The sequence below is a fragment of the Micromonospora sp. NPDC048909 genome, assembly GCF_040649635.1.
Lineage (GTDB): Bacteria > Actinomycetota > Actinomycetes > Mycobacteriales > Micromonosporaceae > Micromonospora.
In genome coordinates this window covers 246,172-272,316 of record NZ_JBEZFU010000002.1, presented here as the reverse complement: position 1 = coordinate 272,316, position 26,145 = coordinate 246,172, and the positions used below count along the sequence as shown (strand labels likewise).

Annotated in this window: 24 protein-coding genes and 1 other RNA gene; 4 read left to right on the top strand and 21 right to left on the bottom strand. The window is 72.4% G+C overall.

What is annotated here, in order from left to right; all coding sequences use genetic code 11:
* Positions 1-3: 3 nt before the first annotated feature.
* Positions 4-384, bottom strand: coding sequence for a VOC family protein (locus AB0C04_RS07480; RefSeq protein WP_357049813.1), 381 nt, complete (start codon positions 382-384; stop codon positions 4-6).
* A 77-nt stretch (positions 385-461) separates the two neighbouring features.
* Positions 462-1,238, bottom strand: coding sequence for an NAD(P)H-binding protein (locus AB0C04_RS07475; protein ID WP_357049810.1), 777 nt, complete (start codon positions 1,236-1,238; stop codon positions 462-464).
* Positions 1,239-1,339: 101 nt separating this feature from the next.
* On the opposite strand from AB0C04_RS07475, the gene sigJ reads away from it, so the two are divergent.
* The gene (sigJ, locus tag AB0C04_RS07470) at positions 1,340-2,242 is read left to right on the top strand and encodes an RNA polymerase sigma factor SigJ (RefSeq protein WP_357049807.1); all 903 of its coding nucleotides are present in this window, start codon (positions 1,340-1,342) and stop codon (positions 2,240-2,242) included.
* Positions 2,243-2,318: 76 nt separating this feature from the next.
* Here the strand turns inward: sigJ and AB0C04_RS07465 are convergent, their stop codons facing one another.
* The 4 genes from AB0C04_RS07465 to rnpB all read right to left on the bottom strand — a co-directional run bounded on the left by AB0C04_RS07465 (position 2,319) and on the right by rnpB (position 5,660).
* Positions 2,319-2,534, bottom strand: coding sequence for a hypothetical protein (locus AB0C04_RS07465; protein WP_350874229.1), 216 nt, complete (start codon positions 2,532-2,534; stop codon positions 2,319-2,321).
* 256 nt (positions 2,535-2,790) lie between these two features.
* The gene (locus AB0C04_RS07460; protein ID WP_357049804.1) at positions 2,791-3,738 is read right to left on the bottom strand and encodes a redoxin family protein; all 948 of its coding nucleotides are present in this window, start codon (positions 3,736-3,738) and stop codon (positions 2,791-2,793) included.
* A gap of 6 nt (positions 3,739-3,744) precedes the next feature.
* On the bottom strand, positions 3,745-4,977 hold the full coding sequence (locus AB0C04_RS07455; protein ID WP_357049801.1) for an epoxide hydrolase family protein: 1,233 nt from the start codon (positions 4,975-4,977) through the stop codon (positions 3,745-3,747).
* A 268-nt stretch (positions 4,978-5,245) separates the two neighbouring features.
* An RNA gene (gene rnpB, locus AB0C04_RS07450) (RNase P RNA component class A) lies at positions 5,246-5,660 on the bottom strand.
* A 138-nt stretch (positions 5,661-5,798) separates the two neighbouring features.
* Here rnpB and AB0C04_RS07445 point away from each other — a divergent pair.
* Positions 5,799-6,560 (top strand): sulfite exporter TauE/SafE family protein, encoded by a 762-nt coding sequence (locus AB0C04_RS07445; protein ID WP_350874180.1) that lies wholly within the window; start codon positions 5,799-5,801, stop codon positions 6,558-6,560.
* Between the two features lie 129 nt (positions 6,561-6,689).
* Here AB0C04_RS07445 and AB0C04_RS07440 read toward each other — a convergent pair whose 3' ends face one another.
* On the bottom strand, positions 6,690-7,922 hold the full coding sequence (locus tag AB0C04_RS07440) for an MFS transporter (RefSeq protein ID WP_357049798.1): 1,233 nt from the start codon (positions 7,920-7,922) through the stop codon (positions 6,690-6,692).
* Between the two features lie 53 nt (positions 7,923-7,975).
* On the opposite strand from AB0C04_RS07440, the gene AB0C04_RS07435 reads away from it, so the two are divergent.
* Positions 7,976-8,458, top strand: a complete 483-nt coding sequence (locus AB0C04_RS07435; protein WP_357049795.1) for a MarR family transcriptional regulator — start codon at positions 7,976-7,978, stop codon at positions 8,456-8,458.
* Positions 8,459-8,575: 117 nt separating this feature from the next.
* Here the strand turns inward: AB0C04_RS07435 and mctP are convergent, their stop codons facing one another.
* The 9 genes from mctP to AB0C04_RS07390 all read right to left on the bottom strand — a co-directional run bounded on the left by mctP (position 8,576) and on the right by AB0C04_RS07390 (position 18,243).
* Entirely contained in the window at positions 8,576-10,225 is a 1,650-nt protein-coding gene (mctP, locus tag AB0C04_RS07430) for a monocarboxylate uptake permease MctP (protein WP_357049792.1), read from the bottom strand.
* Complete coding sequence (locus AB0C04_RS07425) at positions 10,225-10,467, bottom strand: DUF3311 domain-containing protein (protein ID WP_281572902.1); 243 nt, start codon at positions 10,465-10,467, stop codon at positions 10,225-10,227. Before AB0C04_RS07425 ends, mctP begins: the two co-directional genes overlap by 1 nt.
* 279 nt (positions 10,468-10,746) lie before the next feature.
* The gene (locus AB0C04_RS07420) at positions 10,747-13,200 is read right to left on the bottom strand and encodes a M14 family zinc carboxypeptidase (protein WP_357049788.1); all 2,454 of its coding nucleotides are present in this window, start codon (positions 13,198-13,200) and stop codon (positions 10,747-10,749) included.
* 115 nt (positions 13,201-13,315) lie between these two features.
* Positions 13,316-13,396, bottom strand: coding sequence for a putative leader peptide (locus tag AB0C04_RS07415; protein WP_350874228.1), 81 nt, complete (start codon positions 13,394-13,396; stop codon positions 13,316-13,318).
* Positions 13,397-13,484: 88 nt separating this feature from the next.
* Positions 13,485-14,708, bottom strand: a complete 1,224-nt coding sequence (locus AB0C04_RS07410; RefSeq protein ID WP_357049784.1) for a bifunctional RNase H/acid phosphatase — start codon at positions 14,706-14,708, stop codon at positions 13,485-13,487.
* Between the two features lie 6 nt (positions 14,709-14,714).
* Entirely contained in the window at positions 14,715-15,452 is a 738-nt protein-coding gene (locus AB0C04_RS07405; RefSeq protein ID WP_357049781.1) for a C4-type zinc ribbon domain-containing protein, read from the bottom strand.
* Positions 15,449-16,279 carry a Nif3-like dinuclear metal center hexameric protein gene (locus tag AB0C04_RS07400; protein ID WP_357050752.1) on the bottom strand — a complete coding sequence of 277 codons (831 nt, stop codon included), beginning with the start codon at positions 16,277-16,279 and terminating at the stop codon, positions 15,449-15,451. The genes AB0C04_RS07405 and AB0C04_RS07400 overlap by 4 nt, the downstream gene beginning before the upstream one ends.
* Before the next feature lie 145 nt (positions 16,280-16,424).
* On the bottom strand, positions 16,425-16,997 hold the full coding sequence (locus AB0C04_RS07395; RefSeq protein WP_357049778.1) for a flavoprotein: 573 nt from the start codon (positions 16,995-16,997) through the stop codon (positions 16,425-16,427).
* A gap of 16 nt (positions 16,998-17,013) precedes the next feature.
* The gene (locus AB0C04_RS07390) at positions 17,014-18,243 is read right to left on the bottom strand and encodes a helix-turn-helix domain-containing protein (protein ID WP_357049775.1); all 1,230 of its coding nucleotides are present in this window, start codon (positions 18,241-18,243) and stop codon (positions 17,014-17,016) included.
* Positions 18,244-18,492: 249 nt separating this feature from the next.
* Between AB0C04_RS07390 and AB0C04_RS07385 the strand changes: the two genes are divergently transcribed.
* Positions 18,493-19,164, top strand: a complete 672-nt coding sequence (locus AB0C04_RS07385; protein WP_350874226.1) for a bifunctional DNA primase/polymerase — start codon at positions 18,493-18,495, stop codon at positions 19,162-19,164.
* Positions 19,165-19,436: 272 nt separating this feature from the next.
* Here the strand turns inward: AB0C04_RS07385 and AB0C04_RS07380 are convergent, their stop codons facing one another.
* The 5 genes from AB0C04_RS07380 to AB0C04_RS07360 are packed head-to-tail and all read right to left on the bottom strand — an operon-like array spanning position 19,437 to position 25,697.
* Complete coding sequence (locus AB0C04_RS07380) at positions 19,437-20,159, bottom strand: FAD:protein FMN transferase (RefSeq protein WP_357050749.1); 723 nt, start codon at positions 20,157-20,159, stop codon at positions 19,437-19,439.
* Positions 20,160-20,208: 49 nt separating this feature from the next.
* Complete coding sequence (locus AB0C04_RS07375; protein WP_357049772.1) at positions 20,209-20,793, bottom strand: FMN-binding protein; 585 nt, start codon at positions 20,791-20,793, stop codon at positions 20,209-20,211.
* 13 nt (positions 20,794-20,806) lie between these two features.
* Positions 20,807-22,225, bottom strand: coding sequence for a ferredoxin reductase family protein (locus AB0C04_RS07370; RefSeq protein ID WP_357049769.1), 1,419 nt, complete (start codon positions 22,223-22,225; stop codon positions 20,807-20,809).
* Positions 22,222-23,604 (bottom strand): DUF1501 domain-containing protein, encoded by a 1,383-nt coding sequence (locus tag AB0C04_RS07365; protein WP_357049766.1) that lies wholly within the window; start codon positions 23,602-23,604, stop codon positions 22,222-22,224. Before AB0C04_RS07365 ends, AB0C04_RS07370 begins: the two co-directional genes overlap by 4 nt.
* 8 nt (positions 23,605-23,612) lie before the next feature.
* Positions 23,613-25,697: a DUF1800 domain-containing protein gene (locus AB0C04_RS07360; protein ID WP_357049764.1), complete on the bottom strand. Its 2,085-nt coding sequence runs from the start codon at positions 25,695-25,697 to the stop codon at positions 23,613-23,615.
* Positions 25,698-26,145: the final 448 nt, after the last annotated feature.

The following is a 26,145-nucleotide window of genomic DNA, read 5'->3' as shown; positions in this document are numbered from 1 at the left end:
GGCCTACGGCCAGGTCTTCGCACCGGCGTCGAAGACCTCCGGCGTGCTCTCCACCGGCAGCACGCAGAGCAGGTGCCCGCCGGGCGCCCGCAGGATCCGGCACTCCTGCCATCGCGCGACCTCGGTGGCGCCGAGGGCGAGCAGCCGAGCCGTCTCGGCCGCCACGTCGTCGGTCTCGATGTCGACGTGGAACCGGGGCGCGTCGTCGACCACCTGGACGGCGGCGACCAGCCCGGGCAGCGCGCCGTGCAGGCTGATGAACTGTGGCTCCGGTGCGTACGGCTCGGCGGTGGCGCCGAGCGCGGCGGACCAGAAGGCCACCGCCTGGTCCGCCTCCGCGCGGGGAGTGTCGATCAGCAGGGCGTACACGCGGCTTCGATGCATGCGGGGCAGGATATCGAGCCGCGTCCCGACCGGCAGGGCACGACGACGGCCGTATCCCGCCCGGGCCCGTGGGTCGCCTACCGCGGGCGGACCCGCTCGGCCAGGAACTCCTCCCAGGTCCGCTTGCCCGCCGTGGCCCCCGCACGGGCCAGGTTCTCGCCGGCCCGGTAGGCGCGGCCGGCCTGGCCCGGCAGCCGGATCGGCATCATCAGCCGGCGGCTGCCGCGCGCCGCCAGGTAGCCGCGGAGCAGCTCGGCCATCCCGTACACCCGGGGCCCGGCCAGGTCGGGCACCAGCCCGGCCGGCCCGCCCAGTGTCAGCTCCACCAGCCGCGACGCCACGTCCCGGGCGTCCACCGGCTCGAACCGCAGCCCGCCCGGCACCGGCACCACCGGCAGCTTCGCCATCTTCTCCGCCACGGTCAGGACCAGGTCGTGGAACTGGGCGGCGCGCAGCGTCGTCCAGGGTACGTCGGAGCCGGCCACCGCCCGCTCCGCGGCCAGCTTCGAACGCAGCCAGCCCACCGGGAGCCGGTCCGCTCCGATGACCGAGATGTGCACCAGGTGCCGCACGCCGGCCCGGGACGCGGCCCGCACCAGGTTGCGGGCCGCGTCGTCGTCGCCCTTCGGGCCACCAGCCAGGTGTACGACGGTCCGCGCCCCGGCCACCGCAGCCTCGATCCCCTGGTCGGCCCGCAGGTCACCGGTCAGGTACTCGACGTCGGCGGTTGCCCGCCCGGTCCCGGGACGGTGCCGGCTGAGTACCCGCACCTCGCAACCGGCCTCGGTCAGCAGTGGCACGACGAGGCGTCCGAGCGTGCCGGTGCCGCCGGTGACCAGTACGGGTGAGGTCATGATGAACTCCGTTCCGCCTTCCGGGAGTCGATCTCCCGGTCACATCGGCCCGCAGCCGCGGGTCTACTGAGTTGACCCCCCGCGACGAACGGATGTGACCGGTGAATGAGAGCGACTGGCTGACGGAGCGGTTCGAGGAGCACCGGTCCCGGCTGCGGGCGGTGGCCTACCGGATGCTCGGCTCGGTCGCCGAGGCCGACGACGCCGTCCAGGAGGCATGGCTGCGGGTCAGCCGCGCGGAGACCGGCGACGTGGTGAACCTGGGCGCCTGGCTGACCACCGTGACCGCCCGGATCTGCCTCAACGTGCTGCGTTCCCGGGAACATCGGCGCGAGGAGCCGCTGGACGTACGGGTGCCGGACCCGATCGTCAGCCCGGAGTCCGGGGTCGACCCCGAACAGGAGGCGCTGCTCGCCGACTCGGTCGGGCTGGCGCTGCTGGTGGTGCTCGAAACGCTGACACCGGCCGAGCGGCTCGCGTTCGTGCTGCACGACATGTTCGCCGTGCCGTTCGAGGAGATCGCCCCGATGGTCGCCCGGTCGCCCGCCGCAGCCCGCCAACTCGCCAGCCGCGCCCGTCGCCGGGTGCAGGGGCAGGCGCCCGTCCCGGACCCCGACCTGACCCGGCAACGCGACGTCGTCGACGCGTTCTTCGCCGCCTCCCGGCACGGCGACTTCGACGCGCTGGTCGCCGTGCTCCACCCCGACGTGGTGCTCCGGGCCGACGGCGGCGCCGGACCCGCCCGGCAGACCGTCACCATCCACGGCGCGCGGCAGGTCGCCGCGCAGGCGGTCATGTTCACCCGGCTGGCGCCGTTCGTCCGGCCGGCGCTCGTCAACGGCGCAGCCGGCGTCGTGGTCACCGCGAACGGCCGGCCGCTCTCCATCATGGGTTTCACCGTGGCCGACGGACGGATCGTCGCCATCGACGTCCTCTCCGACCCGGAGCGGCTACGCCAACTCGACCTCAACGGCCTCGATGCCACGACAGACGGCGCGCCCTGACCGCCGACGGCGGGCCGACCGACCCGTCGCCTCGTTCCGTGTCACTGCCGCCGGCCTGGGCCCGGCGGGGCGGTGCTCAGCTGGGCAGTTCGCGCCAGCCGGAGCTGCCCCCGCGCCAGGCCCCCGCGACGATGCTGGCCGAGCTACGGCTCTGGCACTCCAGCACCTCGGAACGGCCCTGTGCGCCACCGATCTGCGCCTGCACTTCCCAGCGCTGACCATCGGTACGGATGTAGACGTCACGACGCCCTCGTGCCGTTGCATCCCCATTCCACCAGTGCTCCTCGACCATCACATCGCGACCGTAGCAGGAGGCGGCGGCACGGCCGAGAGCGTGGCCCGTGACAGATTCGTCTCGGAATCCGGGCGACACCTCCGGCTGGACGAGCTGTCCCTGTTGCCCGGACCGGTCTGTGGTGTTCAGTCCCAGAAGCTGAAGACTGGGTCTCCCACGGTCTTCGGTCTCCAGTGGCCGATTTGGTCGTTTTCGCGGTCGCCCGTGACGGTCAGTGCGACCGGCGACAGCGGGGCCCGGTCAGACGCGGGGTCTATCCGAACGTGAACACGTACGCCTCGGCGCCGGACTCGGGGAACGTGATTTCCAGGGTCCGGTCGCGGACCGCGTCGTGCTCGCGCACGAGTTGGTACAGGCGGCCTTCCCGGAGCAGGCCGTTCCCATCTTCGTCCACGTCGACGCCGTGTGACGGGCCCGGCGCTTCGCCGTCGAGGAGCACGCGGAACGGGATCTGCGCTCGCGCTCCGGGAGACAGCACGAGATGCGCGTCGCGCGCGTGGAACCGGTAGGCGATGCTCCCGCCGGCCCGGTCGAGCACGACCTTCTCGGACCCGACCGTCCACTCGCTGGAGAGGGCCCACTGGTTCAGGCGCAGGCTCTCGGGGAGCCCGTAGGCGCGACGTTCGTCGAACGCGGCGCCGTCCGGTGACGCGAAGTGCTCGCCGCGTTGGTAGCCAAGGTACGTCTCTGGCGTACGCAGGTGGTCCCAGTCGGCCTCCGCCTCCACGCCGAGCCCTTCGGCGCCGACGAGTTCCCGCTCGACGCCGAGCATCCGCTGCAGGACGCGCTCCGACTGCTCGTAGCGTCCTTCGCCGAAGTGCTGGTCACGGATGACGCCGTCCGCGTCGACGAAGTAGAGCGCCGGCCAGTAGTGGTTGTCGAAGGCGCTCCAGATCTCGTAGTCGCTGTCGACCGCGACGGGGTAGTCGATCCCTCGCGCGGTGACCGCCTGTCGCACCCGGTCGATCTCCTGCTCGAACGAGAACTCCGGCGTGTGGACCCCGATGACGACCAATCCGTCGCTCCGGTAGGCCTGCGACCACTCACGGACGTACGGCTCCTGGCGCAGCCAGTTGATACACGTCAGCGTCCAGAAGTTCACGAGGACCACGCGGCCGCGCAACTCGGCGGGGTCGAGTGGCTCGGAGTTGAGCCACCCGGTCGCCCCGCCGAGCGAGGGCATGCTCGGACGTTCGGACACGGTCATCTAGCGGAGCGACCGGAAGCCGGCGCGAATCTCTTCGGAAAGGAGTTGCGGCTGTTCCCAGGCCGCGAAGTGCCCGCCCTTGTCGAGCTTGTTGTAGTGGACGAGGTTCGGATACGCCTGCTCTGCCCAGCTCTTCGGGGCCTGGTAGAGCTCGTCAGGAAAGACGCTGACGGCAACGGGGATGGATGGGGATACGCCCTTGACGGCGAAGAAGGAGAGCTTGTTCTCCGCGTACAGACGCGACGCGGAGACCCCCGTGTTCGTCAGCCAGAAGAGCGTGATGTTGTCGAGGACATCGTCTCGGGTAAGGCCTTCGGACTGCCCGGCGAAGACCCGGGAGATCAGCGCCAGGCTGGCTGCGTCATGATCAAGCAGAAAGGTCGCGAGACCGATGGGCGAATCCGCGAGCCCGGTCAGCGTCTGTGGGCGCGACGCCATCATGAGGCCGTAGCCGACGTGCTTCCAGACGAAGTCCAGCTGCTCGGACGCGCGCTTTTCTTCGGCTGAGAGATTGGATGGCAGCTTGCCGAGTGCGTTGTTCGCTCCGGTGACGTCGGACTGGAACAGCGCATCGATGTCGGGTGGGAAGACACCGGGCATGTTGACGTGGATGCCGACCAATTCCGGCGGAGCCTGCACACCCATCATATCCGTGACGATCGCACCCCAGTCGCCGCCTTGCGCCACGAATCGCGTGTATCCCAGGCGCTTCATCAGCTCGGTCCACGCACTCGCGATGCGCTCGGGGCCCCAGCCCGGCTCGGTCGGCTTGCCCGAGAAGCCGTAGCCCGGCATCGACGGAATCACCAGATGGAAAGCGTCCGACGCGCTCGCGCCATGTGCCGTGGGATTGGTGAGCGGATCGACAATCTTCAGCTGCTCGATGATCGAGCCGGGCCATCCGTGTGTGACGATGAGCGGCAGCGCGTCCTCATGCTTCGAGCGGACGTGGATGAAATGGATGTCCAGACCGTCGATCTTGGTGGTGAACTGCGGTAGGGCGTTCAGTCTCGCCTCGACCTTGCGCCAGTCGTACTCTTTCTCCCAGTAGCGGGCGAGTGCCTGGCTCGTCGCGAGCGGCACACCCTGCGACTGATCCGCGACGGTCTCCTTCTCCGGCCAGCGCGTGGCCGCGATCCGCGCCCGCAGCGCCTTGAGTTCCGATTCGGGGATTTCCACCGTGAACGGCCGGATCTCCGTCGTGCCGGGTCTTGCTTCGGTCTTGACAGCCATGCGTGCCTTCCTCTCCGTTCGGGTTCGCTGGAAGGTGCCATTTCCCGCAATGAGGAGGGCAGAGAAGATCGCCCCGACCCGTGCCGCACCATGCGCGTCGTTGAAGGCACGGACTTACGTGCCAGTTCGACACGGGCACGCCGCCGCCATATGTGGCTTGGCACGCGTTACCCCGTCATCGCGGCGATATTCCCGCGTGGCCTTGGGAGACGGACCAGAAGAGAAAGGGCCAGCCACCCGGTGGACGGGCGGCTGACCTGGTGGGCGACGGACGAGTCGACCTGTACGCCGGATTTTGTGCGCGGCGCGTGCCCCGAGGGGCTCGCGCCGGCGGCGGCCATCCATCTCGGCCTGCCGTTGCCGACAGGCTCCAGCGGCCTACCCGCAGACATCGGACGGGCCGTCCTCAAGCGTCCGCGCGGGCCGTCATCTTGCGGTGACGACCCTTTCTTGGCCTTGCTCCGGGTGGGGTTTACCGAGCCACCCCGGTCACCCGGGGTGCTGGTGGGCTCTTACCCCACCGTTTCACCCTTACCGTCCCCGATGGGGGCGGCGGTTTGTTTTCTGTGGCACTGTCCCGCGGGTCACCCCGGGTTGCCGTTAGCAACCACCCTGCCCTGTGGAGTCCGGACGTTCCTCGGCGGCGGGCCGGAGCCCGCCGACGCGACCGCCCGGTCGACTCGTCCGTCGCGCTCTTCATCCTAACGACGCCGGCTGCGCGGCTATTGCCACCCCGCCGGCACAAGATCGGAACGGGTCGGCCGGACGACCGCCACCGCCGGGAAGCCGGCGGGTCGGCCAGGTACTAGCCTCGGGAGATCATGGATCTCTCCCACGCCGCGCTGCTGCTCGCCGCCGGTCTCGCCGCGGGCACGATGAACGCGGTGGCCGGCGGCGGGTCGCTGATCACCTTCCCGGCGATGATCGCGGTCGGGTTGCCACCGGTGCCAGCCAACGTCAGCAACTCGGTCGCCGTCTTTCCCGGATACGTGGCCAGCGTGGCGGGGAGCCGGGCGGACCTGCCGCCCGGTCGTACGTTGGCCACGCTGCTGCCCACCACCGTGCTCGGCACCATCGCCGGGGCGCTGCTGCTGCTCGCCACCCCGGCCCGCGCCTTCGAGGTGGTCGTACCGTTCCTGGTCCTCGGCGCGACCGCGGTGCTGGCCTTCCAGGATCCGCTGCGCCGGCTGGTCGGCCACCCGCGCGATCTGTCGCCGCGCCGCCGCACGGTCACCGTGCAGGCCATGGTCGGGCTCGGCGCGGTGTACGGCGGCTACTTCGGCGCGGCGCTCGGGGTGATGCTGGTCGCCGGCCTGGCCCTGGTGCTGGACGCCACGCTGGCCCGGGTGAGCGCGATCAAGAACCTGCTCTCCGCGACGGTGGGGCTGACCACGCTGGTGGTCTTCGCCCTCTTCGGGCCGGTGAACTGGGCCGCCGTCGGGGTGGTCGCCCCGGCGACGCTGCTCGGCGGGTACGTCGGGGCCCGGCTGGTGCGTCGGCTGCCCCCGGTGGTGCTCAAGACCGTGATCGTGGTCTTCGGCACGGTGATCGGCCTCTACCTGCTCTCCCGCGCGCTCGGCTGAAGCCGAGCCGGCGACGGCCCGGCGTCCCGAGCGCCGGAGACCCCGACCGGACGGCGGCCGCACCCGGGCCGGACGGCGTGCCGCCCCGTCGCGGAATGCGGCGGGGCGGCACGGGCGGGGGACGGTGGTTCAGTACGCCTCGCCGACCGGCTCCTCCGGCACGCGCTCGGCCTCCGCTGCCGCTCGGTTCCACCGCGACCAGAGCACCCGCTCGCCGTAGCCGGCGGCCATCAGGTGCGCGGAGGCGAGGTAGACCAGCACGCCGACGGCGAGCACGCCGAAGCCGACCCAGAACGGCAGCGCCAGCGAGTGCTCGGCGAGCTTGCCGGAGATGATCGGCGCCGGCGCGGCGGCACCCCAGCGGACCAGGTTGAACGCGCCGGTGGCCACCCGCCGGTCGCTGGAGCCGAGGCCGAGCGCCAGGTCGGTGAGGTTCGCGTTCGCCAGGCCCATGCAGAGCCCGGCGAGGACGAGCACGACCAGCGCCTCGGCGGTGCCGGTCGAGGTGGCGAAGAGAGCCATGCAGACCAGCAGCCCGGCGATGGCGACGCCGACGGTCTGCACCGCGCCGATCCGGTGGGCGAGCCGGTGCCCGATGACGAGGATGCCGGCGGCGAGGCCGAGGCCCCACGCGGTGAACGCCAGCCCCAGCGGCACCACGTCGAGGTGCAGGAAGAGCGGGGTGTAGCCGAGCACCACGAAGAAGACGAAGTTGTACGCCGCGGTCACCACGCAGAGCGCGACGAAGGCCGGCCTGCGGTAGGTGGCGAAGATCTGGCCCACCCGGACCGGCGCCTGCCGGTTGGCCGGCTCGCGCAGCTTGCGGGACGCCACCGCGAGGGCGAGGACCATGAACACGCCGCAGACGAAGAACGGCAGCCGCCAGCTCACGTGGCCGAGCAGGCCGCCGATCAGCGGGCCGACCGCGAAGCCCAGGCCGAGCGCGGTTTCGAAGAGCCCGACAACCCACTCCCGGTCGACGGCCAGGTTGACCAGCACCACCATGGCGGTGGCGAAGAACATCGCGTTGCCGAGTCCCCACACGCCGCGCAGCACCGAGAGTTGGACGATGTTGTCGCTGAACGAGGCGAGGATGGCGGCCAGGCCGACGACGGAGACCCCGGTGATCAGCACCGGTTTGAAGCCGAACCGGCCACTGGCGAGGGTCGCCGGGATCATGCCGAGCGCCATCACCGCGATGTACGCGGTGAAGAGCAGCTCGACCTGCCATGCGGTCACCCCGATCGCCTCGCCGATGGCGGGCAGGATCGGGTCGACGACGGCGATGCCGGCGATGGCGAGGAAGGCCACCAACGTGGTGGCGTAGATGGCACTGCGGTTCGGTTCGGAACGCCGATCCACTCCGACTCCCAGGTAGCTGTATGTTACAGGTATATACCTTGTATCATACAGCTATGAGCGACGACTCCTCCACGGACGCCGACGAGACCGCGGAGACCACCCTGGGCCGGATCGAGACCGAGGTGGCCATGCTGATGCGACTCGGCGAGGCCACCCGGCGGGGCACCGGCACCGCCGAGCACCGGGTTCTCGACCGCGCGGCGTACGTGATCCTGCGCCACCTCGCCGACGCCGGCCCGCAGAACGTCTCGGCGCTCGCCGCCCGGCTGAACCTGGACGGCTCGACGGTGACCCGGCAGGTCTCGGCGATGCAGCGCGACGGGCTGATCGTGCGGGAGCCCGACCCACGCGACGGGCGGGGCATGGTGGTCTCCCCCACCCCGACCGGGCTGCAACGGATGGCGGCCGTGCAGGCCGCCCGCACCCGGCTCTACGGCGACATGCTGGCCGAATGGGCGCCGCAGGACCGGGACACCCTCGCCGCGCTGCTGCACCGACTCAACCGGGCCCTGAGTTCCCGCGCCCGCCAACGCTGACGGTCGGACGACCACCCGGATCACCGTGACCGCGGCCGGCCCGACCGGCGCGGTCCGGCGCACCGGACAGCCGACGGCCCCCGGGCCATCAACCCGGGGGCCGTCGGTGCGTTCCGCTCAGGCCACCGGCTCGGGGGCGGCGTCGGCGTCGCGGCGGTCGCCCACCGTGACCCGCGGGTCGCCCTCGTCGGCGAAGTAGTCGTCCGGCTCGGTGCCGTCGACGCCGTCGCCCACCTTGCCGGCCCGCAGCACCAGCGTGACCAGCGCCGCGACCGCCAGGTTGACCAGCACCGCCACGATCCCGACGTAGATCGTCTTCGGAGTGTCGAAGCCGAACTTCTCCAGCGGGAACGCCGAGCCGCCGAAGTGCTGCCGGGTCGGGCTGGAGATCTGGTAGAGCATCCACATGCCGAGGCCCATGCCGGCCGCCCAGCCCGCGATGAGCGCGCCACGGTGGAACCAGCGGGTGTAGAGGCCCAGCGCCACCGCCGGCAGCGTCTGGAGGATGATCACGCCGCCGATCAGCTGGAGGTCGATGGAGAACTGCGGGTCGAGGAAGACGATGCAGGCCACCGCACCGATCTTGACCACCAGCGAGGTGATCTTCGAGACGTTCGCCTCCTGCGCCGGGCTGGCGTCCCGCTTCAGGTACTCCTTGTAGATGTTGCGGGTGAACAGGTTCGCCGCCGCGATCGACATGATCGCCGCGGGCACCAGCGCCCCGATGCCGATGGCCGCGTAGGCGACACCGGCGAACCAGTCCGGGAACTGCTGGTCGAACAGGACCGGCACCACCGTGTTGCTGTCGACCGTGCCCTCCTTCGACCCGGGCAGCGGCGTCACCCCGGCGGCGATGGCCATGAAGCCGAGCAGCGCGATCAGGCCGAGCAGCAGGCTGTACGCCGGCAACGCGGACATGTTCCGCTTGATCACGTCGCGGTTCTTGCTGGCCAGCACACCGGTGAGGCTGTGCGGGTAGAGGAAGAGCGCCAGCGCCGAGCCGAACGCCAACGTGACGTACTGGAGCTGGTTGTTCGCGTTGAGCAGGACGCCGTCGTTCGGGTTCGGCGACGCGTCGAACTTGGCGTCCGCCGCGGCGAAGATGTCGCCCCAGCCGCCCAGCTTGTACGGCAGGTAGAAGACCGCCACCAGGATCACGATGTAGATCAGTGAGTCCTTGACGAACGCGATGAGCGCCGGCGCGCGCAGCCCGGACTGGTAGGTGTACGCCGCCAGGATCGCGAACGCGATGATGATCGGCAGGTGCCGGGCGACACTGCTCTCGCCGGTCACCCCCATGGTCTTGAGCACCGCCTCGATGCCGACCAGTTGCAGCGCGATGTAGGGCATCGTGGCGACGATGCCGGTGATCGCGATCAGCAGCGCCAGCACCGGCGAGTCGAACCGCTTCCGGACGAAGTCGGCCGGGGTGACGAAGCCGTGCCGGTGCGAGACCGACCAGAGCCGGACCAGCACCAGGAAGACCAGCGGGTAGATCACGATGGTGTACGGCACGGCGAAGAAGCCGGCCGCGCCCGCGCCGAACATCAGCGCCGGCACCGCCACGAAGGTGTACGCGGTGTAGAGGTCACCACCGACCAGGAACCAGGTGATCCAGCCGCCGAAGCTGCGTCCGCCCAGACCCCACTCGTCCAGGTGCGCCATGTCCTTCGGCGCCCGCCACCGGGCGGCCACGAAGCCCATCGCGCTGACCAGCAGGAAGAGCAGCGAAAAGACGATGATCTCGGTGAGGTGGTCGCGCCACATCAGCGGTCACCCCGCTTCTTCGTCAGCTGGTACACGACGGTCGTGGTGGTCACGCCGAGGATGATGAAGGCCAGCTGGAGCCAGTAGAACCGCGGAAAGCCGAACAGGCGGGGCGAGTCCGCGTTGAAGAACGCCGGAACCAGCGGCACCACGATCGGGATGAAGAGCAACCAGTTCCAGGGGCTGTGGTCCTTCGCCCTGGACGACGCCTTGGGTGGCGCCTCCGGTTCGGGTGCAGCCATCTGACACACCTCCGGGAAGTCGTAACTCGCGTTGTAACGGCCGGAGGCTACGACCCTGTGACTGCCGTCACGCTCGGCCGGCGGACGGCGCTGCGCCGAACGGCCGGCGGGCTGCGCCGAACGGCGGCCCCGGCCGGCTCGCCGGCACCGCTGCCCCGCCGGTCAGCCGCCTGTTGCAGGGCGTCGGCAGCCGGACCGCGCGGGAGGCCGACGCCGCAGACGGCGACGGGCCCGGGTGCCGTCCGCACCCGGGCCCGTCACCGGCTCATAGCCGTCCGGTCAGCGCCGGGCGGTCCAGAGCAGGGCGCGGCCGAGCTGCGACTGGAGGCCCTTGGGGTGCAGGCGGAACGTCGGGTCGGTGCCGAACAGCACCACCGGGTTGCCGCCGGCGGCGGTCCCCCGGACGATGCTGGCCTGGCTGGCCGCCGCGCTCTGACCGCCGGGACCGTCGGTCACCCACCAGCCGGAGAGCAGCGGGTCCGCAGCGTAGGACTGCTCGACCGTGACGCCCGGGCTCAGGTCGGTGAACCAGACCGGCTGGCTGATGAACGAGTGCGGCGCAGCGCTCGTACTCACCGGGCCGCCCCGGTTGACGACGTTGGCCACGCCACTGGCCAGGCTCGGTCCGGCGGTGGCGGTCACCGTCAGCAGCCCGGCGGCGTTGCTGAAGCCCGCTCCGGCCGTACCCAGACCGACCACGCCGCCGCCGCGGGCGAGGAAGGCGTCGAGGGCCGCCCGGTTCTCCGGGGACAGGTCGGCCAGGTTGACCGAGTTGGCGACGAGGAGCACGTCGACGTCGTCGGTCAGGGTCGTGCTGAGCGTGGCGGCGGTCAGCGCGCGGGCCGCGAAGCCGAGGTCGGCCAGGGTGTCCCGCTCCTCCACCGTGCCGAGATAGCCGACCACCACCTGGTCGAGTCGGGTACCGCGCCAGCCGGCCGGCGCCCGCTCGAACCTCACCCCGTGGGCGCGGACCTCGGCGCGGGCCAGCGCGCGGTTGGCCGGCGTGCCGGGCACGACCACCGATCCGTCGGCGAGCCGGTGGACCGCGACGCCCCGCCCCAGCAGCGAGTTCACCGCCAGCAGGTCGGCGGCGTCCCGGAGGTCGAGGCGCAGGTCACCCCTGCCGCCGGGGACGTCGCCCTCGGCCCGCCCGTCGTACGTGCGCTCCAACGGCACCTTCGGCAGCCTGTCCCAGAGGGTGTCCACGGTGGCGCCCCAGGTCAGCCCCTGGCTCCAGGCGGCAGGGCCGGCGTACAGGTCGTCGACCCGCTCGGTGATGTCGGCGCCCGGTTCCAACAGCGAGTTGACCAGACCCCGCTTGGGCTGGTGCAGGTCCACCACGTAGGAGCCCGCCGGGTAGCTCCGGCCGTTCGCGGTGAACGCCTTCTTCGCCCGCCACACCCGGCCCCCGCTGCCGATCAGCAGGTCGACGAGGCGGGCGGCGGCCGGCTCCGACCGCTGGCCGGCGCCGTTCGGGATGACGTACGCCCGCGGGAAGGTGGTGCGGTAGTCGTCCTCCGGACCCCAGCCGGGCACGTAACCGTCGGGCAGGTCGCGCAGCGGCTCCCCGGCCCAACCGCGTCGGTAGACCTCGGCCTGATCGTGCAGCACCTCGGCCCGGTGCTCCTGGATGTAGCGCAGCGACGTCCGGATCGCCACCTCGTGCACGTCGGTGTTGATGCCCGAGCGGCGCACCCGCTCGGCCGGGGTGAGCGTGCTGCCGCGCGGGTTGAGCGGCGCCTCGATGGTGTACGGGATGCTGCTCTGCAGCATGGCGAACGACGGCACGTAGATCGGCGGGAAGTCGTCCCAGACCCCGGGCTCGTCGTCCCGGAACGGGATGCGGGCCTGCTGGGTCTCGGCGTACCCGAGGTCGCGCAGGCCCGCCTCGATCGCCAGCGCGTTCGGCAGCCCGTGCTTGATGTAGAGGTCGTACTCGTTGTTGACGTTGTGCGGCGGGGTGCTGGGGTGCAGCAGCGTCGGGCTGACGTAACCGTGCAGGTCGAGGGTGATGATCGGCTTGGTGTCGATGATCAGCTCGCGGATCAGGTTGGTCTCCGGCTGCGACACGATGGTGAGGTCGCGGTTCAGGTCGTAGCCGGCGGCGTTGGCGCGGGTGCCGGCCACCCGGCCGTCCGGGTTCGAGGTGATGTTGAAGACCAGCCGGTTGCGCTTGAGCAGTCTGGCTGTCTCGGCGCTGGTGTCCGTGGCCAGGTCCTCGATCACCCGTAGCGCCGCGTCGGTGCCCTCCCACTCGTTGCCGTGGATGTTGGCGTTGACGAAGAGCGGCGTCTTGTAGCCGGCGAGCAGCGCCGCGTCCCGCTGGGCGCGGGCCGGCTCCTCCTCGATGCGGCGCTTCCAGAGCTCCTGCTGGCGCGCCTCGGCGCGGGTCTCCGGCGCGGTCACCGTCACCGCGTACAGGTCGTGGCCGCCGGCGGACCGGCCGGCCACCCGGGCCGAGACCCGGTCGCTGCCGGCCTGGAGGGCGTTGAGCTTCGGCGCGATGTCGTCGTAGGGGGTGACCCCGATCGGGATGGAGGCGTCGGCCGGGTTGTCGGGCCAGACCGGCAGGACGTTGCGCTGCGGGAGGCCCCGGATGTCGGACAGGTCGGGGGCGCGCGGCGGCACCGCCGGCAGCGCCGAGGCGACGGCCGGCGCGGTGAACGCCGCCGTGCCGAGCACCGCCGCGGTCACCGTGGTCGCGGCGAGCCGGGGAAGGAGTCTACGGACCAACAAGGACACATCTCCTGTCGGAAGGAGGAGTGCGCGCAGGCGGACGCACCGCGGGGCCGGAGACCAGCGGATCGGGTTTACGCCAGCAGCGTGCGAGGAAGGGAGAGGCCCGGCGTCAGATGGAGCGTCGACAGGCGGCGCTGGCGACGCGCAGGAGGTCGATGTGACCTCGCTTCGTCAGGTGAACGCTTCGCACGAAACTGATCTTCAAGGTCGCCGGCGGGGCTGTCAACCGCTTCCCGCATCGTCCATCGTGGCGCGGCAGCTCTCCCGGTGGATGGGAGTCAGTCGATCCCGTCGAGGTGGCCGGTCTCGTTCACCGAGCGGACCGCCACCCCGCCGTCCGGCCACATGTCCAGCACCGAGATGCCGGCGGCGTCGAGGTAGAGCCGGTGCAGGAAGGAGTCGCCGGCCGCGAGCGCGTCGCGCAGCATCAGCTTGATCGGCGAAACGTGCGAGACCACCACGACGGTCTCCCGGGGGTACGCCGCGCAGAGCCGGGCGACGGCCCGGCTGGCCCGCTCGGCGACCTGGGTGAACGACTCCCCCTGCGGTGGCGCGATCCTCGTCGACGCGAGCCAGGCGTCCAGCTCCCCCGGCCACCCCTGCCGTACCTCGGCGAAGGTCCGCCCCTCCCAGGCGCCGAAGTCGCACTCGATGAGGTCGTCGTCCCGGCGGACCGGCCGGTCGCCGAGGGCGGCCGCGATCGCCTCGGCGGTCGCCACGCACCGGGTCAGCGGCGAGCTGACCACGGCCACGGTGCCCGGCGCCAGCGCGGCGACCCGGGCGGCGGTGGCGCGGATCTGGGCCCGCCCCCGGGCGGAGAGCGCGATGTCGCCGCGACCGGAGTAGCGGCCCTGCTCGGTGTACTCGGTCTCGCCGTGCCGGACCAGCACCAGCCGGGTCCCGGTCAGGCTGGGCCGTGGCTCCCACGAGGCGGGCGCCGCGGTCGCGTCGCTGCCGGTGGCCCGCGCGGTGGCGGCACCGGCGGCGACCTCGCGGGCCCGGGCCCGGGCCGCCGAGTCGGGGGCGGCGACCTCCCGGGGCGGCTCGACGATCCGCGGCTTCTCGATCGCCGGCGGGGCGGACGCGCCGGCGGCCGCGGCGTCCATCGCGGCGTTGGCCAGCGCGTCGGCGTGCCGGTTGCGCTCGCGGGGGATCCAACTGAACCGGACGGCGGCGAAGCGGGCGACCAACCCGGCCGCCTGCGCGGCGAGCGGGCGCAGCCCGGGGTGCTTGATCTGCCAGCGGCCGCACATCTGCTCGACCACCAGCTTGGAGTCCATCCGGACGTCGACCTCGGTGGCGTCCAGCTCGGCGGCGGCCTCCAGCCCGGCGATCAGACCCCGGTACTCGGCCACGTTGTTGGTGGCCACCCCGATCGACTCGGACCGCTCGGCGAGCACCTCGCCGGTCTCCGGGTCACGGACGACGGCGCCGTAGCCGGCCGGGCCGGGGTTGCCCCGGGAGCCTCCGTCCGCCTCGATCTGCACCACCCGTGCCGCCATCGCCGGTTACAGCCCCGACTCGTTGGTACGGACCATGATCCGCCGGCACTCCTCGCAGCGGACCACCTCGTCCGGTGCCGCCTTGCGGATGCGGGCCAGGTCGGCGCCGGAGAGCTCGAGCCGACAGCCGCCGCACCGGCCGGCGGTGAGCAGCGCAGCGCCGAGCCCGCTCTCCTCGCGGATCCGGTCGTAGAGGGTGACCAGGTCGGCCGGGAGGTCGGCGGCGAGCGGCTGGCGCGCGGAGCGCTTGAACTCCTCCTCCTTGGCGATCTCGGCCAGGCTCTCGTCCCGGCGCTGCTCGGTGGCCGCCCGCTTCTCCCGGGCCTCGGCCAGCCGCTGCTCCACGCCGTCGAGCACCCCCTGCGCGGTCTCCCGCTGCTCCATCAGTTCCAGCTCGGCGTCTTCCAGGTCGCTCTGGCGGCGGTTCAGCGACGCCAGCTCGTGCTGCAACGCCTCCAGCTCGCGGGCCGGGCCGGTGCCGGCGGCGAGCCGGGCCTGGTCCTTCTCCTTGCGGGCCCGGACCTGGTCGACATCCTTTTCCAGCCGGGCGATGTCCCGGTCCAGGTCGTCGACCGCCACCTGGGCACGCACCCGCTCGTCCTCCAGCCCGGACAGCTCCCGGGCGAGGCCCTCCAGCTCGGCCCGCTCCGGCAGCGCCCGACGGCGGTGGGCGAGCTGGGCGAGGGTGGTGTCGATCGCCTGGAGGTCGAGCAGGCGGCGCTGGACCTGGGGGTCAGCCTTCACGGTCGGGGCTCCTTGTCGTCCACAGCGGGTGCGGAGGCGTGTACGGTCCACGGGTCGGTGTCCAGGTCGGACACCAGCGTCTCGACGCCCGGCGTCTCCCGCAGGAGCGCGGCCAGGTCGTCCAGCCAGGGTCGTTCGGTCGCCCAGTGGGCGGCGTCGAGCAGGGCGGGGCCTTCGGCGGCGAGGTGCTCGCCAGCCGGGTGGTGCCGCAGGTCGGCGGTGAGGTACGCGTCCACCCCGGCGGCGGACGCGTCGGCGAGGAAGGCATCTCCCGAGCCGCCGCTGACCGCAAGGGTACGCACCATACGCCCCGGGTCGCCTGCGGCGCGAACGCCCCAGGACGTGGCGGGGAGCACGGCGGCGGCGTGCCGGGTCAGCTCGGCGAGGGTCATCGGCCGGGGCAGCTCGCCGATCCGGCCGATCCCCCGGCCCGGCCCGTGGGCGGGCGAGCCGGGCGCCGCCGGGTGCAGCGGCCGCAGCCCGGTCAGCCCGAACCGGGCCGCGAGGGCGTCGGAGACGCCCGGGGCGGCCGTGTCGGCATTGGTGTGCGCGACGTAGAGCGCCACGCCGGCGCGGATCAGCTGGTGCACGATCCGACCCTTGTACGTGGTCGGCGCGACCGAGGAGACCCCGCGCAGCAGCAGCGGGTGGTGGGCGACGATCAGGTCGGCCCCGGCGGCGAGCGCCTCGGCCACCGTCTCCGGCACCACGTCCACCACGCAGAGAATCCGGCGTACCGGGGCGGACGGCTCACCGAGCACCAGACCGACCCGGTCCCACTCCTCGGCCCAGACCGGCGGGTAGCGCCGTTCCAGCTCGGCCACCACGTCGGTCACCGTCGGCCCGGATCCGGTTGTGCTCACGGCGGGCCAGCTTACCGGCGCGGGCGGTGCCGGGCGGCCTCCCCCGCCGGAGCGGGCCGATCGGCCTCGACGGCCCCCGCCCGGGCGGGGCGAGGGCCGGGGCGCCGGCTCAGACCAGCGGGCAGAGGCGGGCCCGCAGCGCGGTGAGGCCGACGTCCCAGGGGAAGGCGTGCATCCGCCGCTCCCCGGTGCCGGGCGCGTGCAGCGGGAAAATGTGGTCACCGAAGAGCACCGTGATCCCCCACTCGTCGAGTCGGGCGAGGCCGGACCGGAAGGCCGGGTGGGCGGCCATGGCGGCGTTGGTGAACGGCACCGCCACGATCGGCAGGCCCAGGCCCTGCCCCTCCACCAGCAGCCCGAGGGCGAGGGTGTCGGTGATCCCGGCCGCCCACTTGTTGACCGTGTTGACCGTGGCCGGGCAGACGATCATCGCGTCCGCCGGCGGCAGCAGGTCCGGGTCGCCGGGTTGCTTGTAGTGCGTCCGGACCGGGTGACCGGTCTGCCGGGCCAGCGCGGGCTGGTCGACGAACTTCGCGCCGTCCGGTGTGGTGATCACGCACACGTCCCAGTTGTCCTGCTGGGCCAGGTCGACGAGGCGGCCGACGTGACGGGCCAGCGGCGAACCGCAGGCGATGACGTAGAGCACCTCGCGGCGCCCGTTGCTGGACTGCGGGCCGGACATCAGGCCGGCTCCGCGCTCATACCCCTACTCCCATGTGCTCAGCCAACTCCGCAATCGGAGAAGGCGGCGCACCACGTGTGCGACGAAGGATGTCGGACATCACCTCGTGCGCGATCGGCCGGCACCGGATCTCGGACGGGGCGAGCCGGTCGCCGCGCAGCAGCATCTCGCCCGCGTTGGCCACATCGCCCACCTGGGCGTAGCCGCGAGCGATGTCGAGCAGGTGGTGCGTGCGCCGCTCGGGCAGCAGCGCGTTGAACGCCGGCTCCTGGATCCGGAGCTGGTGCACCTCCACAGCCCGACCACCGTCGCCCAACTCGACGGCCGCCGCGGCCCGGTGCAGCTCAAGGTTGGTGGGCCCGAACGAGGTCCAGTAGTGGTTCTGGTCGCTGCCCAGCAGGGTGGCCGCCTCCTGGGCGCCACTGATCAGGTCGTCGACGGTGGCCGTGTCGCCGATCCGCGAGGCGGCCATGGCGCCCTGGAGCAGCAGCATGCCGTAGACGGAGAGCCGGGCCGGGGAGGCGTCGTTGCCGCCGCCGGGGGCGAGCCGGTTGGCGATGGTGACGTTGAGCTCCAGCGCGGGGCGGGCCCGGCCCATGGCGACCAGGGCGTTGCAGACCCGGGTGGTGGCGATGCCGGCGAGCAGCGGGTCGTCGGCCCGCTGGGCGACCGCCATCGACCGGTCGGCGGCCAGCCAGGCCAGCTCGAACTCACCCAGCTTGCGCAGCACCGAGGAGGCGATCTGGTACACCTGCCCGAGCAGGTGGGCGGCCTCGCGGCCGTCGTCGCCGCCGAGGCCGGCGTCGGCCGCCTGGGCGTCGCGCAGCAGCTTCGGCAGGGCCCGGGTGAGCATCCCGTAGCGGCCGTACTGGTAGGTGAGCCAGGCGTGGTTGACGGCCTTGCGCATGTCGGCCAGCGGCGGCGGGTAGGGCGCGGCGTCGAAGTACGCGCTCATCGAGTCGTACCGCTCCAGGGCCGCCCGGATCTCCTCGACCTCGACCTGGTCGATGCAGTTCAGCGCGTCGGTGCGCCGCTCCGGGTCCTTGCCGAGCAGCAGTTGCACGTCGACCTGGAGGATGTCGGCGATCTCGTAGAGGACGGAGAACTTGTCCAGCCGGCGCACCCCGCGCTCGACCTTGTCCACCCAGCTCTTCGACTTGCCCAACCGGTCCGCGAAGACCTGCTGCGACATCTTGCGCCGGCCCCGCCAGTAGGCGACCCGACGGCCTATGGGTAGCTCGTCCATCTCCTGGTCCCTCCCCCTGACTGAGATACCGGCCGATGGCCGGCCACCCCTCGCGGTCGCGGCGCGCGGTGCGTCGTCTCAGGTTTTCGCTGGTCGCACAGCCAGTGCGTCAGCCGTACAGCCAGTCCTCGTACTTTTCGTGCAAGTTGCATGAGCCGTTCGTCAACTCAACGATCGCGGGTTACGGCAGTGACGGTGCTCGACGTAGGACGTGGTGCCCGCGGGGCCCGACGAGGGGAGATGGCACAGATGTGGGGGAATGTCGGCCCACGGGTCGCGGAGTTGTCGCCACTGGAACGGGTCCGGCTGCGCCGGGTCGCGGTGCGGTACGCCGCGCACGGCTGGGAGGTGACCCCGGGCGCATGTCTGGCCCGAAGCCGCTTCGTCTGCGGCCGCGCCGGCTGCCCGACGGTCGGCTGCCATCCCGCCCTGGAGAACTGGGAGCACGCCGCCAGCGCCGACCCGGCCCGGGTGGCGACCTGGTGGCGCGACCGGCCACACGGGGTGCTGTTGCCCACCGGGCGGGCGTTCGACGTGCTGGAGGTCCCCGCCCACCTCGGCCGACGGGTGCTGGACGCGGTGCAGACCCACCCGGCCGGCACCGGCGTACGCGGTCCGGTGCTGGTGACCCCGACCGGGCGGTGGATGTTCCTGGTCCGCCCGGGCGACCCGCTCCGGCCGGAGCTGGAGCACTGCTTCCACGTGGTGCGGCACGGCCCCGGCTCGTGGATACCGGCCCCGCCCACCCGGCTGCCCGAGGGCACCGTCCGCTGGGCCGTCGCGCCGGAGCAGGCCCGCTGGCAGCTGCCCGACTCGTACCTGGTGCAGAACACGCTTATCGAGGCCCTGCGGGCCACCGGGGTCACGCTCACCTCCGACCTGTTCCCCGGCCACCTGCCGCTGCCCCGCCGCGGCGTCTGAGCGGGTCGCGGGGGCGGCAGCGTCGCCGGGGCGCCTCCCCTCGTTGAGCACGGCGACGGCGCGAACGCGCCAGGAGCGGGGGGAATGATGTCCAGCGACGACACCGCATCGCAGACCGGCGGCAGCGAGCCTCCGTACCGCAGCCGCCCGCGGCACCGCTGGGCCGGCACCCGACCCGCCGGCTCGCGACCCGGCCGACCCCGACCGACCGGTTCCCGCCCCGCCGGCACCCACCGCCCCATCCGCTGACCCGCCGGAGATCGCGCGGACGGTCAGGAGGCGAGCGGAAGGCTGCTGGAGTGCAGCAGCCGGGCGTCGTCGGTGACGATCGCGTGGGTGTGGCCCGGGAGCTTGTCCAGCCAGCCGATGCCGGCCACCCCCATCGCCAACGCCGCGGTGGCGTACGCGTCGGCCACCGCCAGGTCGGGGCCGACCACGGTGACCGAGCGCAGGCCGCTCGCCGGGGCGCCCCGCCGCGGGTCCAGCACATGGTGGCCACGCTCGTAGACGCCGGAGGTGGCCACCGCGAGGTCGGTGCCGGTGAGCACCAGGCAGGTCGCCCCCGCGTCCCACGGATGCCGCACGCCGACCCGCCACGGTCGCCCCGCCGCCGAGTGCCCGCGCAGCCGGACGTCCCCGCCGGCGTTCACGCAGTGGTTGACCGCGCCGGCCGCGAGCAGCCGGTCCGAGGCGACCTGGGCCGCCCACCCCTTCACGTAGCCGGACGGGTCGAGCCCGCCGGTGGCGTACGCGTCGAAGAAGCCGTCGGTGGCCCCCCACAGCTCGGCGCAGGCCGCCAGCACCGACCGCAGATCCGCCGACGCCTCGGAGAGCAGCAGCTCACCGCGGTCGAAGCGGCGCACCTCGCTCTCCTCGCGGTAGGTGCTGAACCGGGCGTCCACCTCACGCATCCAGGCGAAGACCTCGTCGGCCAGCTCGTGCAGGGTCACAGCGGGCAGGTCGTCGGCCAGGTCCAGGCTGATCGCCGTACCCATGATCTGCTCGACCCGGCGCAGCCCGGGCCGGGTCAGCGGCGCGGTCATCTCAGCGGGCCTGCTCGATGGCGGCCCGCAGCGACTGCTCGTACGAGGCGCTGGTCTCGGTGGCCCCCGAGACGGTGTCCAGGTCGGCGCTCTGGTTCCGCACCACCTGCCCAGACGTGCCGTTGTACGCGCGCCGCACGTCGTCGCTGTGCCGCTCGGTCTCGCCCGGCCCGCTCGGCAGCTCCAGGGTGAGCGCCTCGACGATCCGGTTGCCGGAGAGGACGATCTGCACCTGGACGTTGCCGTACTCGTTCTCCACGATCGGCCCGGTCACCCGACGGGTGGTCGACTGCGGCGGCTTGCTGGTCGTGGTCCGGGGCGCGGCCGGCGCCTTGGTGGTGGGGCGGCCGGCCGGCGCCCTGGTGGCGCTGCGGCTGGGCCGGGGCGACCCGGCGACGCTGGTCGGCGTGGCGCCCGGCGTCGGGCTCTCCGCCGCGGGCGGGGCCGACCCGGCCGGCGTCGGACTGACCGGCTGGCCGGCCGGCACCTCCTGGGCGACCTGGCTGGTGCCGGGCGAGCCCTTCAGCACCACCAGCGCGGTGGTGCTGGCCGCCAGGCCGGTGATCGCGAGGAACGCGCGGCGCATGGTGATCGTCCTTCTACAGCTCGAAGGTGGCCAGGTGGATCTGCTTGCGGGGCACGCCGGCCCGGCGCAGCGCGCGCACCGACTGCTCGACCAGCCCGGGCGGCCCGCAGAGGTAGACGTCCCGCGCGGTCAGGTCCGGCACCAGCTGGCGCAGGCCGTCGGGGCTCATCACCTGGCGGGGGCCGGGGTCGTCGCGGGAGCCGATGACGTACCAGATGTCGGTGTTGCGGGCCTGGGCGAGCCAGTCCAGTTCCCGGCCGAGCAGCACGTCGGCCGGGGTGCGGGCGCGGTAGATCAGCGCCGCGCCTGGCGGCAGCTCCTCCAGCATGGCCCGGATCGGGGTGATCCCGCTGCCACCGGCGATGAGCAGAGCCCGTTCCCGCAGGCGATGCGCGGCGGTGAAGGTGCCCGACGGCCCCTCCGCCCAGACCCGGGTGCCCGGGTCGAGGTCGCGCAGGTCGGCGGTGTGCGTGCCGACCACCTTCACGGTCAGCCGGAGCCACCGGCCGTTGGCGGCGGCGGAGACGGAGAACGGGTGCGACTGCCACCAGCAGCCCGGGGTGAGGAACCGCCAGCGGAAGAACTGCCCGCCGAGCAGCGCCAACCGGTCCAGCCGCGCGCCGGTGAGGTAGATCGAGATGGTGTCCGGGCTCTCCGCCACCACGTCGGCGACCCGGAGCCGGTGCCGCAGGTTGAACCGCAGCGGCACCACGACCCGGCCCCAGCCGAGCGCGGCGACCACCAGCAGGTACATCGCGATCCAACCGGTGCGGACCGGGCCGGGCTGGAACAGCTGCGCGCCGTTGCTGAACTGGTGGCCGAAGCCGAGCAGCAGCACCAGGTAGCTGGAGAGGTGCAGCACGTGCCAGAGCTCGTAGGGCAGCGCGGTGCGGATCGCCCGGACGCTGGTGAAGCCGACCAGCACCATGATGCCGGTGGCCAGGAACGCCCCGAGCATGTCCTCGTAGTCGCGCAGCAGCACGCCGGCCTCGGTGAGCACCGAGTGGTCCCGCAGGCCGGCGTAGCCGAGCAGGATCAGCGACAGGTGCGCGAGCACCGCGACCAGCAGGGTGGCGCCGACGTCGCGGTGCCAGCGGGCGAGTTGCTCGCCGCCGATCCACCGTTCCAGCACCGGCAGCCGGCTCATCATCAGCACCTGCACCAGCAGCAGGTAGCCGGCGACCAGGCCGCTGATCCGGCCGGCCGCGGTGAGCGTCGCCGCGGTGGAGCGCAGCGAACCGGCCGGGGTGTCCAGCCACCAGGGCAGCACGCTGGCGAGCAGGCCGACCACGAGCAGCGCGGCGAGCAGCCGCCGGCCGCCGGGGCCGCGTCGCGCCGGCACCTGCGGCGGCACGGGCGCAGCCGACCGGCCGCCGGACGGGGACGGGGTCCCGGTCCGGCGGCCGGCGGCGTGGGTGTGCTGGTAGGTCACGCGTACAGCTTCATCGGGGCGTACTTCTGCCGGGGGAAGACCTTGTCCACCTCGGCGTTGGTGAGCCCGAACCGGCCCTGCGCGACCGCGCCGTAGACGTTGAACATGTTGTTGTACTCGGGCACGTCACCGGAGTCCAGCTTGTCCAGACCGTTCCAGGTGCCGAGCAGCGAGCCGGCGAGCTTCTTGCCGGAGAGCAGGGTGATCACGCCGCCGTGGCCGTGGTCGGTGCCGCCGCTGTTGGAGCCGACCCGCCGGCCGAACTCGCTGGACACCATGATCGTCACGTCGGCGGCCTTCGGGCCGAGGTCGGTGAAGAACGCGGCCATCGCGCCGGCCAGCTCGTTGAGCCGCCGGTGCAGCTGGCCGCCCTCGCGGGTGCCCTGGTTCTCGTGGGTGTCGTAGCCACCCATGCCGACGGTGGCGACCCGGACGTTGGCGCCGCCCTTGATGAGCTGGGCGAGCTGCTGGAACGCGTTGCCGACGCCCTCGTACCTGACGCCCTCGGCCGGCTGGTACGGCTTGGCGGCGAGCTTCTGCGCGGTGGCCAGCGCGCCGAGGCCGTCCTGCACGGCCTCCTCGACCGGGTGGTTGATCCCGGTGAAGAGCCCTCTGATGGCCTTCTCGGTGGCGGCCCGGAACCGGTCGTCGCCGTTGAGCCGCAGCGAGCCGACGCTGTTCAGCGACAGCGCGCCGTTGTTGCCGACCAACGAGCGGGGCAGCGTGCTGCCGACACCGACGCTGCGGAACGCGGTGCCCTTGCCGAGGTTGTCGACCAGGCCGTCGAGCCAGCCCCGGCCGCCGGTCTCGTTGGGCAGCCCGCCCAGGTTGCAGGCGTCCGCCGCCTGGAAGTGGCTGCGGGACAGCCGCTCGTCGGAGGCCGCCGGGATGAAGCCCAGCTGGCCGGCCTTGAGCCACTGCTCCAGCGGCTTGAACGCGCTGGTCAGCTTGAAGCCGCGGCCCAGGGCCAGCGAGTCGTCGCCGAGCAGCAGGTCGGGGCGGGCCTTGGCGAGCACCGGGTCGTTGTCCGGCGCGACCAGGCTCAGCCCGTCCAGCCCGCCGTAGAGGAAGACGTGGATCAGGGTGCCGGTCTTGGTGGCCGCGAACGAGGCCGAGGTGGTGACGAACTGGGCGGTGGCCAGCGCGGTGGCGGTGGCAGCGGCACCGGCGACGAAGGTCCGCCGGGTGACGCCACGGCCGTCCTGCTGGGCCTCCTCCAGGTCCTCCAGCCGGCGGTAGCGGTCCCGTTCGGCGGCGTTCTCGGCGGCCACGACGTCGGCCTCCGCCCGCAGCAGCGCCTCGGCCGGGTTGTCGGCCAGCCGCCGCAGGTCACGGCATTCGGGGTGCAGGGGGTAGGTGTTGTACACAGTCTTCTCCATCGGGTGCCTCACCGGAGGTGGTGCTGAGGGGACGCGAGGATCGCCCGCGCGACGGCGGTGATGGCCCCGTTGAACGTGGCGTCGACCTTGGCGGTCGCCGACACGTCGGCCACGCCGAGGATCAGGTTCTTTTCCCGGGCGGTGAGCTTCTGGCCGACCAGGCGCAGGGCGAGCGCGTCCACGTACGCCCCGGCGGTGGCCGGCGGCTTCGCGACCAGCTTCTCCGGCTTGACGTACGTGAACTGGGTGCGATAGCCGGCGATGAGCTCGCCGGCCTCGTTCCACCCGTTGACCATCGTGCCGGCCGAGGTCCACGCGATGTAGACGTCCGGGTAGCCGTCCGGGGTGGGCTGGCCCATCGGGAACTGCCCCAGCTCCCGCATCTTGTCGGAGACCTGCCGCAGGCCCCGGGCGAACGGGGTGCGCTTGTTGTCGCCGTTGTCGTGCTTCGGCGACGCCTCCGGCGAGACGCCGAGGGCGCGGTACGTGGCGACCAGGTACTCCATCGGCCGGCGGACCTTCTGCCCCACGGCGGCCCAGAACTCCGAGGAGCTGAAGAGCGTCATCAGCACCGGCTTGATCATGCCCTTGTTCGCCGTGTACGTCTTGGCCAGCCGGTCCACCAGGGACTTCGGCGGGGTGTCCGAGACGAACCGGGTGGCCAGGCTCTGCGCCACGTACCTGGCGGTCGACGGGTGCAGCGCGATGTAGGCGATGTACGCGTCGATAGCCGCGTCGGCCTTCTTCGGGTCCTTCGTGTTGTTGGCGTGGGTGAAGCCGAGGATCTTCACCTTGCCGACGTAGTGCCGGTCCGCGCGGAAGATGTACTTCCCGTCCTCGACGCCGCGACCGGTCTGCAGCAGGGCCGCCTGCCGGACGTCCTTCTCGGTGTAGCCGCCGTCGACGCCGACCGAGTAGAGCTCCAGGTTCTCCCGGGCCAGGTTCTCGTTCACCGCGTCGGCACGGGAGTCGTTCTGGTTCAGGTAGAGCAGCAGCGCCGGGTGCTTGTTCGCGGCGACCAGCATCTCCGGGTAGCTGCCCAGCGCGTGGGCCCGGACGACGTCCCGGTCGAACGAACTGCGGTAGACCTCGCCGCCGTCGAACTCCGCGGCCACGTGCAGGAAGTCGTTCCAGAAGTCGACCATCACCTCGAAGAGCTGGCGCTTGGACCAGATCTGCCGGGCGACCGTGGCGTCCACCATCTCCCGCTCCGGCTGCGCGCCCCGCTCGTTGAGCTGGTCCCGCTGGTCGCGCAGCTGCTGCACGGAGAGCTTCTGGGTGGGCAGGTCGGCGAGCTTCAGCTCGGCGCGGCTCGGCTCGATCTTGTCCGGCTCGAACTGCGCCCGGATCCAGCCGTCGATGCCCTGCCGCTTGATGTCGGCGAGCAGCTGGGGGGTGGGGCCGAAGGTGGCCCGGCGGGCCAGGTGCAGCACCGGGTCCTTGGCGAGCACCGTCTTCACGGTCACCTTGGTCTCGGCGGCCGCGGCGGCCGGCCCGGAGAAGGTACGGCCACCGGCCGGCGCGTTCTTCTTCAGCGCCTCGCCGGCCCGCGAGCCCATGTAGCTCTCGTTCTGCTCGGTGTAGGTGCGCACCGTGCTCGGCTGCTGCCCGCTCGGGCGGGCGGCGGTGCCGTCGGTGACCGTGGTGCCGGTGGCGTCACCGGCCGCGGCATCGCCGCCGAAGAGACCACGCACCTGCGGGGTCATCGCCAGGGCGGCGCCGCCGGCGACCACCGCGGCGGTGCCACCGAGCGCGACGAGGGCCTTCCGACGGCCGACGCCCCGGCCGGGCTCGTCCCCGTCGTCCAGGTTGGGCAGTCCGGCGCCGGCGGTGCGGGCCGGGGCCGGCCGGCCAAGGCCCTCGGGGCCCACCCACTGTGGTCCGCGCGGCGCCGGGTCCGGCTGGCCGGTGAAGTGGTACGAGGTGCGCGGATCGGCCTGGGCCGGGTATCCGCCCTGCTGCGGGTGCGGCGTGTCGTACCCGTACGGAGCGGACGCGGTCAGGTCCTGGTACCCGCCGGAGGAGGGGTGCTGCTGTGCGTCCCAACCGCGGTCGTCCCGCGGTCGACGTGGTGGCACATTCTGGTCGGCCATGTACCAATCCCGATTTCTGCTGAGCGCCGGCACGACTGCGATCGGGCAGGGATGGCAGCGGCGGCGACTGATGCCTGAGGGGGTTGCTACGGGAAGGTAACCAAGGGGTCTGGCCCCGACAAGGCGAGCGGAATGGCCTCGTGAGGGCACTTAAGACAGCCCTCAGCGCGGGGTCCGGGTAGGTGCCGGAGGACCACGTGGGCACGAACGCCCCCAGCAGGGGGTACGTGTACCGCGACGGCGCCGATGTGACACTTTCGCCGGGGTGGACGCTTCCTGCACCGTTCACCGCCACAGCGAAACTTAAGGATCGGATAAGCCGGTGCTGAGGCGCTCAGAGCAGCGCGCGGCGGGCACGTGGTGCAGGCCGGGCGGGGAAAAGGACCAGCGGCGGGCGGCGTGAGCCGCCGTCGCAGCGGGTATGCCGCCGGACCGCTGAACGCGTGAG

Coding starts and splice junctions, on each gene's coding strand:
- AB0C04_RS07480 (WP_357049813.1), bottom strand. CDS start 384: ATGCATCGAAGCCGCGTGTACGCCCTGCTGATCGACACTCCCCGCGCG.
- AB0C04_RS07475 (WP_357049810.1), bottom strand. CDS start 1,238: ATGACCTCACCCGTACTGGTCACCGGCGGCACCGGCACGCTCGGACGC.
- AB0C04_RS07465 (WP_350874229.1), bottom strand. CDS start 2,534: ATGGTCGAGGAGCACTGGTGGAATGGGGATGCAACGGCACGAGGGCGT.
- AB0C04_RS07455 (WP_357049801.1), bottom strand. CDS start 4,977: ATGGCTGTCAAGACCGAAGCAAGACCCGGCACGACGGAGATCCGGCCG.
- AB0C04_RS07445 (WP_350874180.1), top strand. CDS start 5,799: ATGGATCTCTCCCACGCCGCGCTGCTGCTCGCCGCCGGTCTCGCCGCG.
- AB0C04_RS07435 (WP_357049795.1), top strand. CDS start 7,976: ATGAGCGACGACTCCTCCACGGACGCCGACGAGACCGCGGAGACCACC.
- mctP (WP_357049792.1), bottom strand. CDS start 10,225: ATGTGGCGCGACCACCTCACCGAGATCATCGTCTTTTCGCTGCTCTTC.
- AB0C04_RS07425 (WP_281572902.1), bottom strand. CDS start 10,467: ATGGCTGCACCCGAACCGGAGGCGCCACCCAAGGCGTCGTCCAGGGCG.
- AB0C04_RS07410 (WP_357049784.1), bottom strand. CDS start 14,708: ATGGCGGCACGGGTGGTGCAGATCGAGGCGGACGGAGGCTCCCGGGGC.
- AB0C04_RS07395 (WP_357049778.1), bottom strand. CDS start 16,997: ATGTCCGGCCCGCAGTCCAGCAACGGGCGCCGCGAGGTGCTCTACGTC.
- AB0C04_RS07390 (WP_357049775.1), bottom strand. CDS start 18,243: ATGGACGAGCTACCCATAGGCCGTCGGGTCGCCTACTGGCGGGGCCGG.
- AB0C04_RS07385 (WP_350874226.1), top strand. CDS start 18,493: ATGTGGGGGAATGTCGGCCCACGGGTCGCGGAGTTGTCGCCACTGGAA.
- AB0C04_RS07380 (WP_357050749.1), bottom strand. CDS start 20,159: ATGGGTACGGCGATCAGCCTGGACCTGGCCGACGACCTGCCCGCTGTG.
- AB0C04_RS07375 (WP_357049772.1), bottom strand. CDS start 20,793: ATGCGCCGCGCGTTCCTCGCGATCACCGGCCTGGCGGCCAGCACCACC.
- AB0C04_RS07365 (WP_357049766.1), bottom strand. CDS start 23,604: ATGGAGAAGACTGTGTACAACACCTACCCCCTGCACCCCGAATGCCGT.
- AB0C04_RS07360 (WP_357049764.1), bottom strand. CDS start 25,697: ATGGCCGACCAGAATGTGCCACCACGTCGACCGCGGGACGACCGCGGT.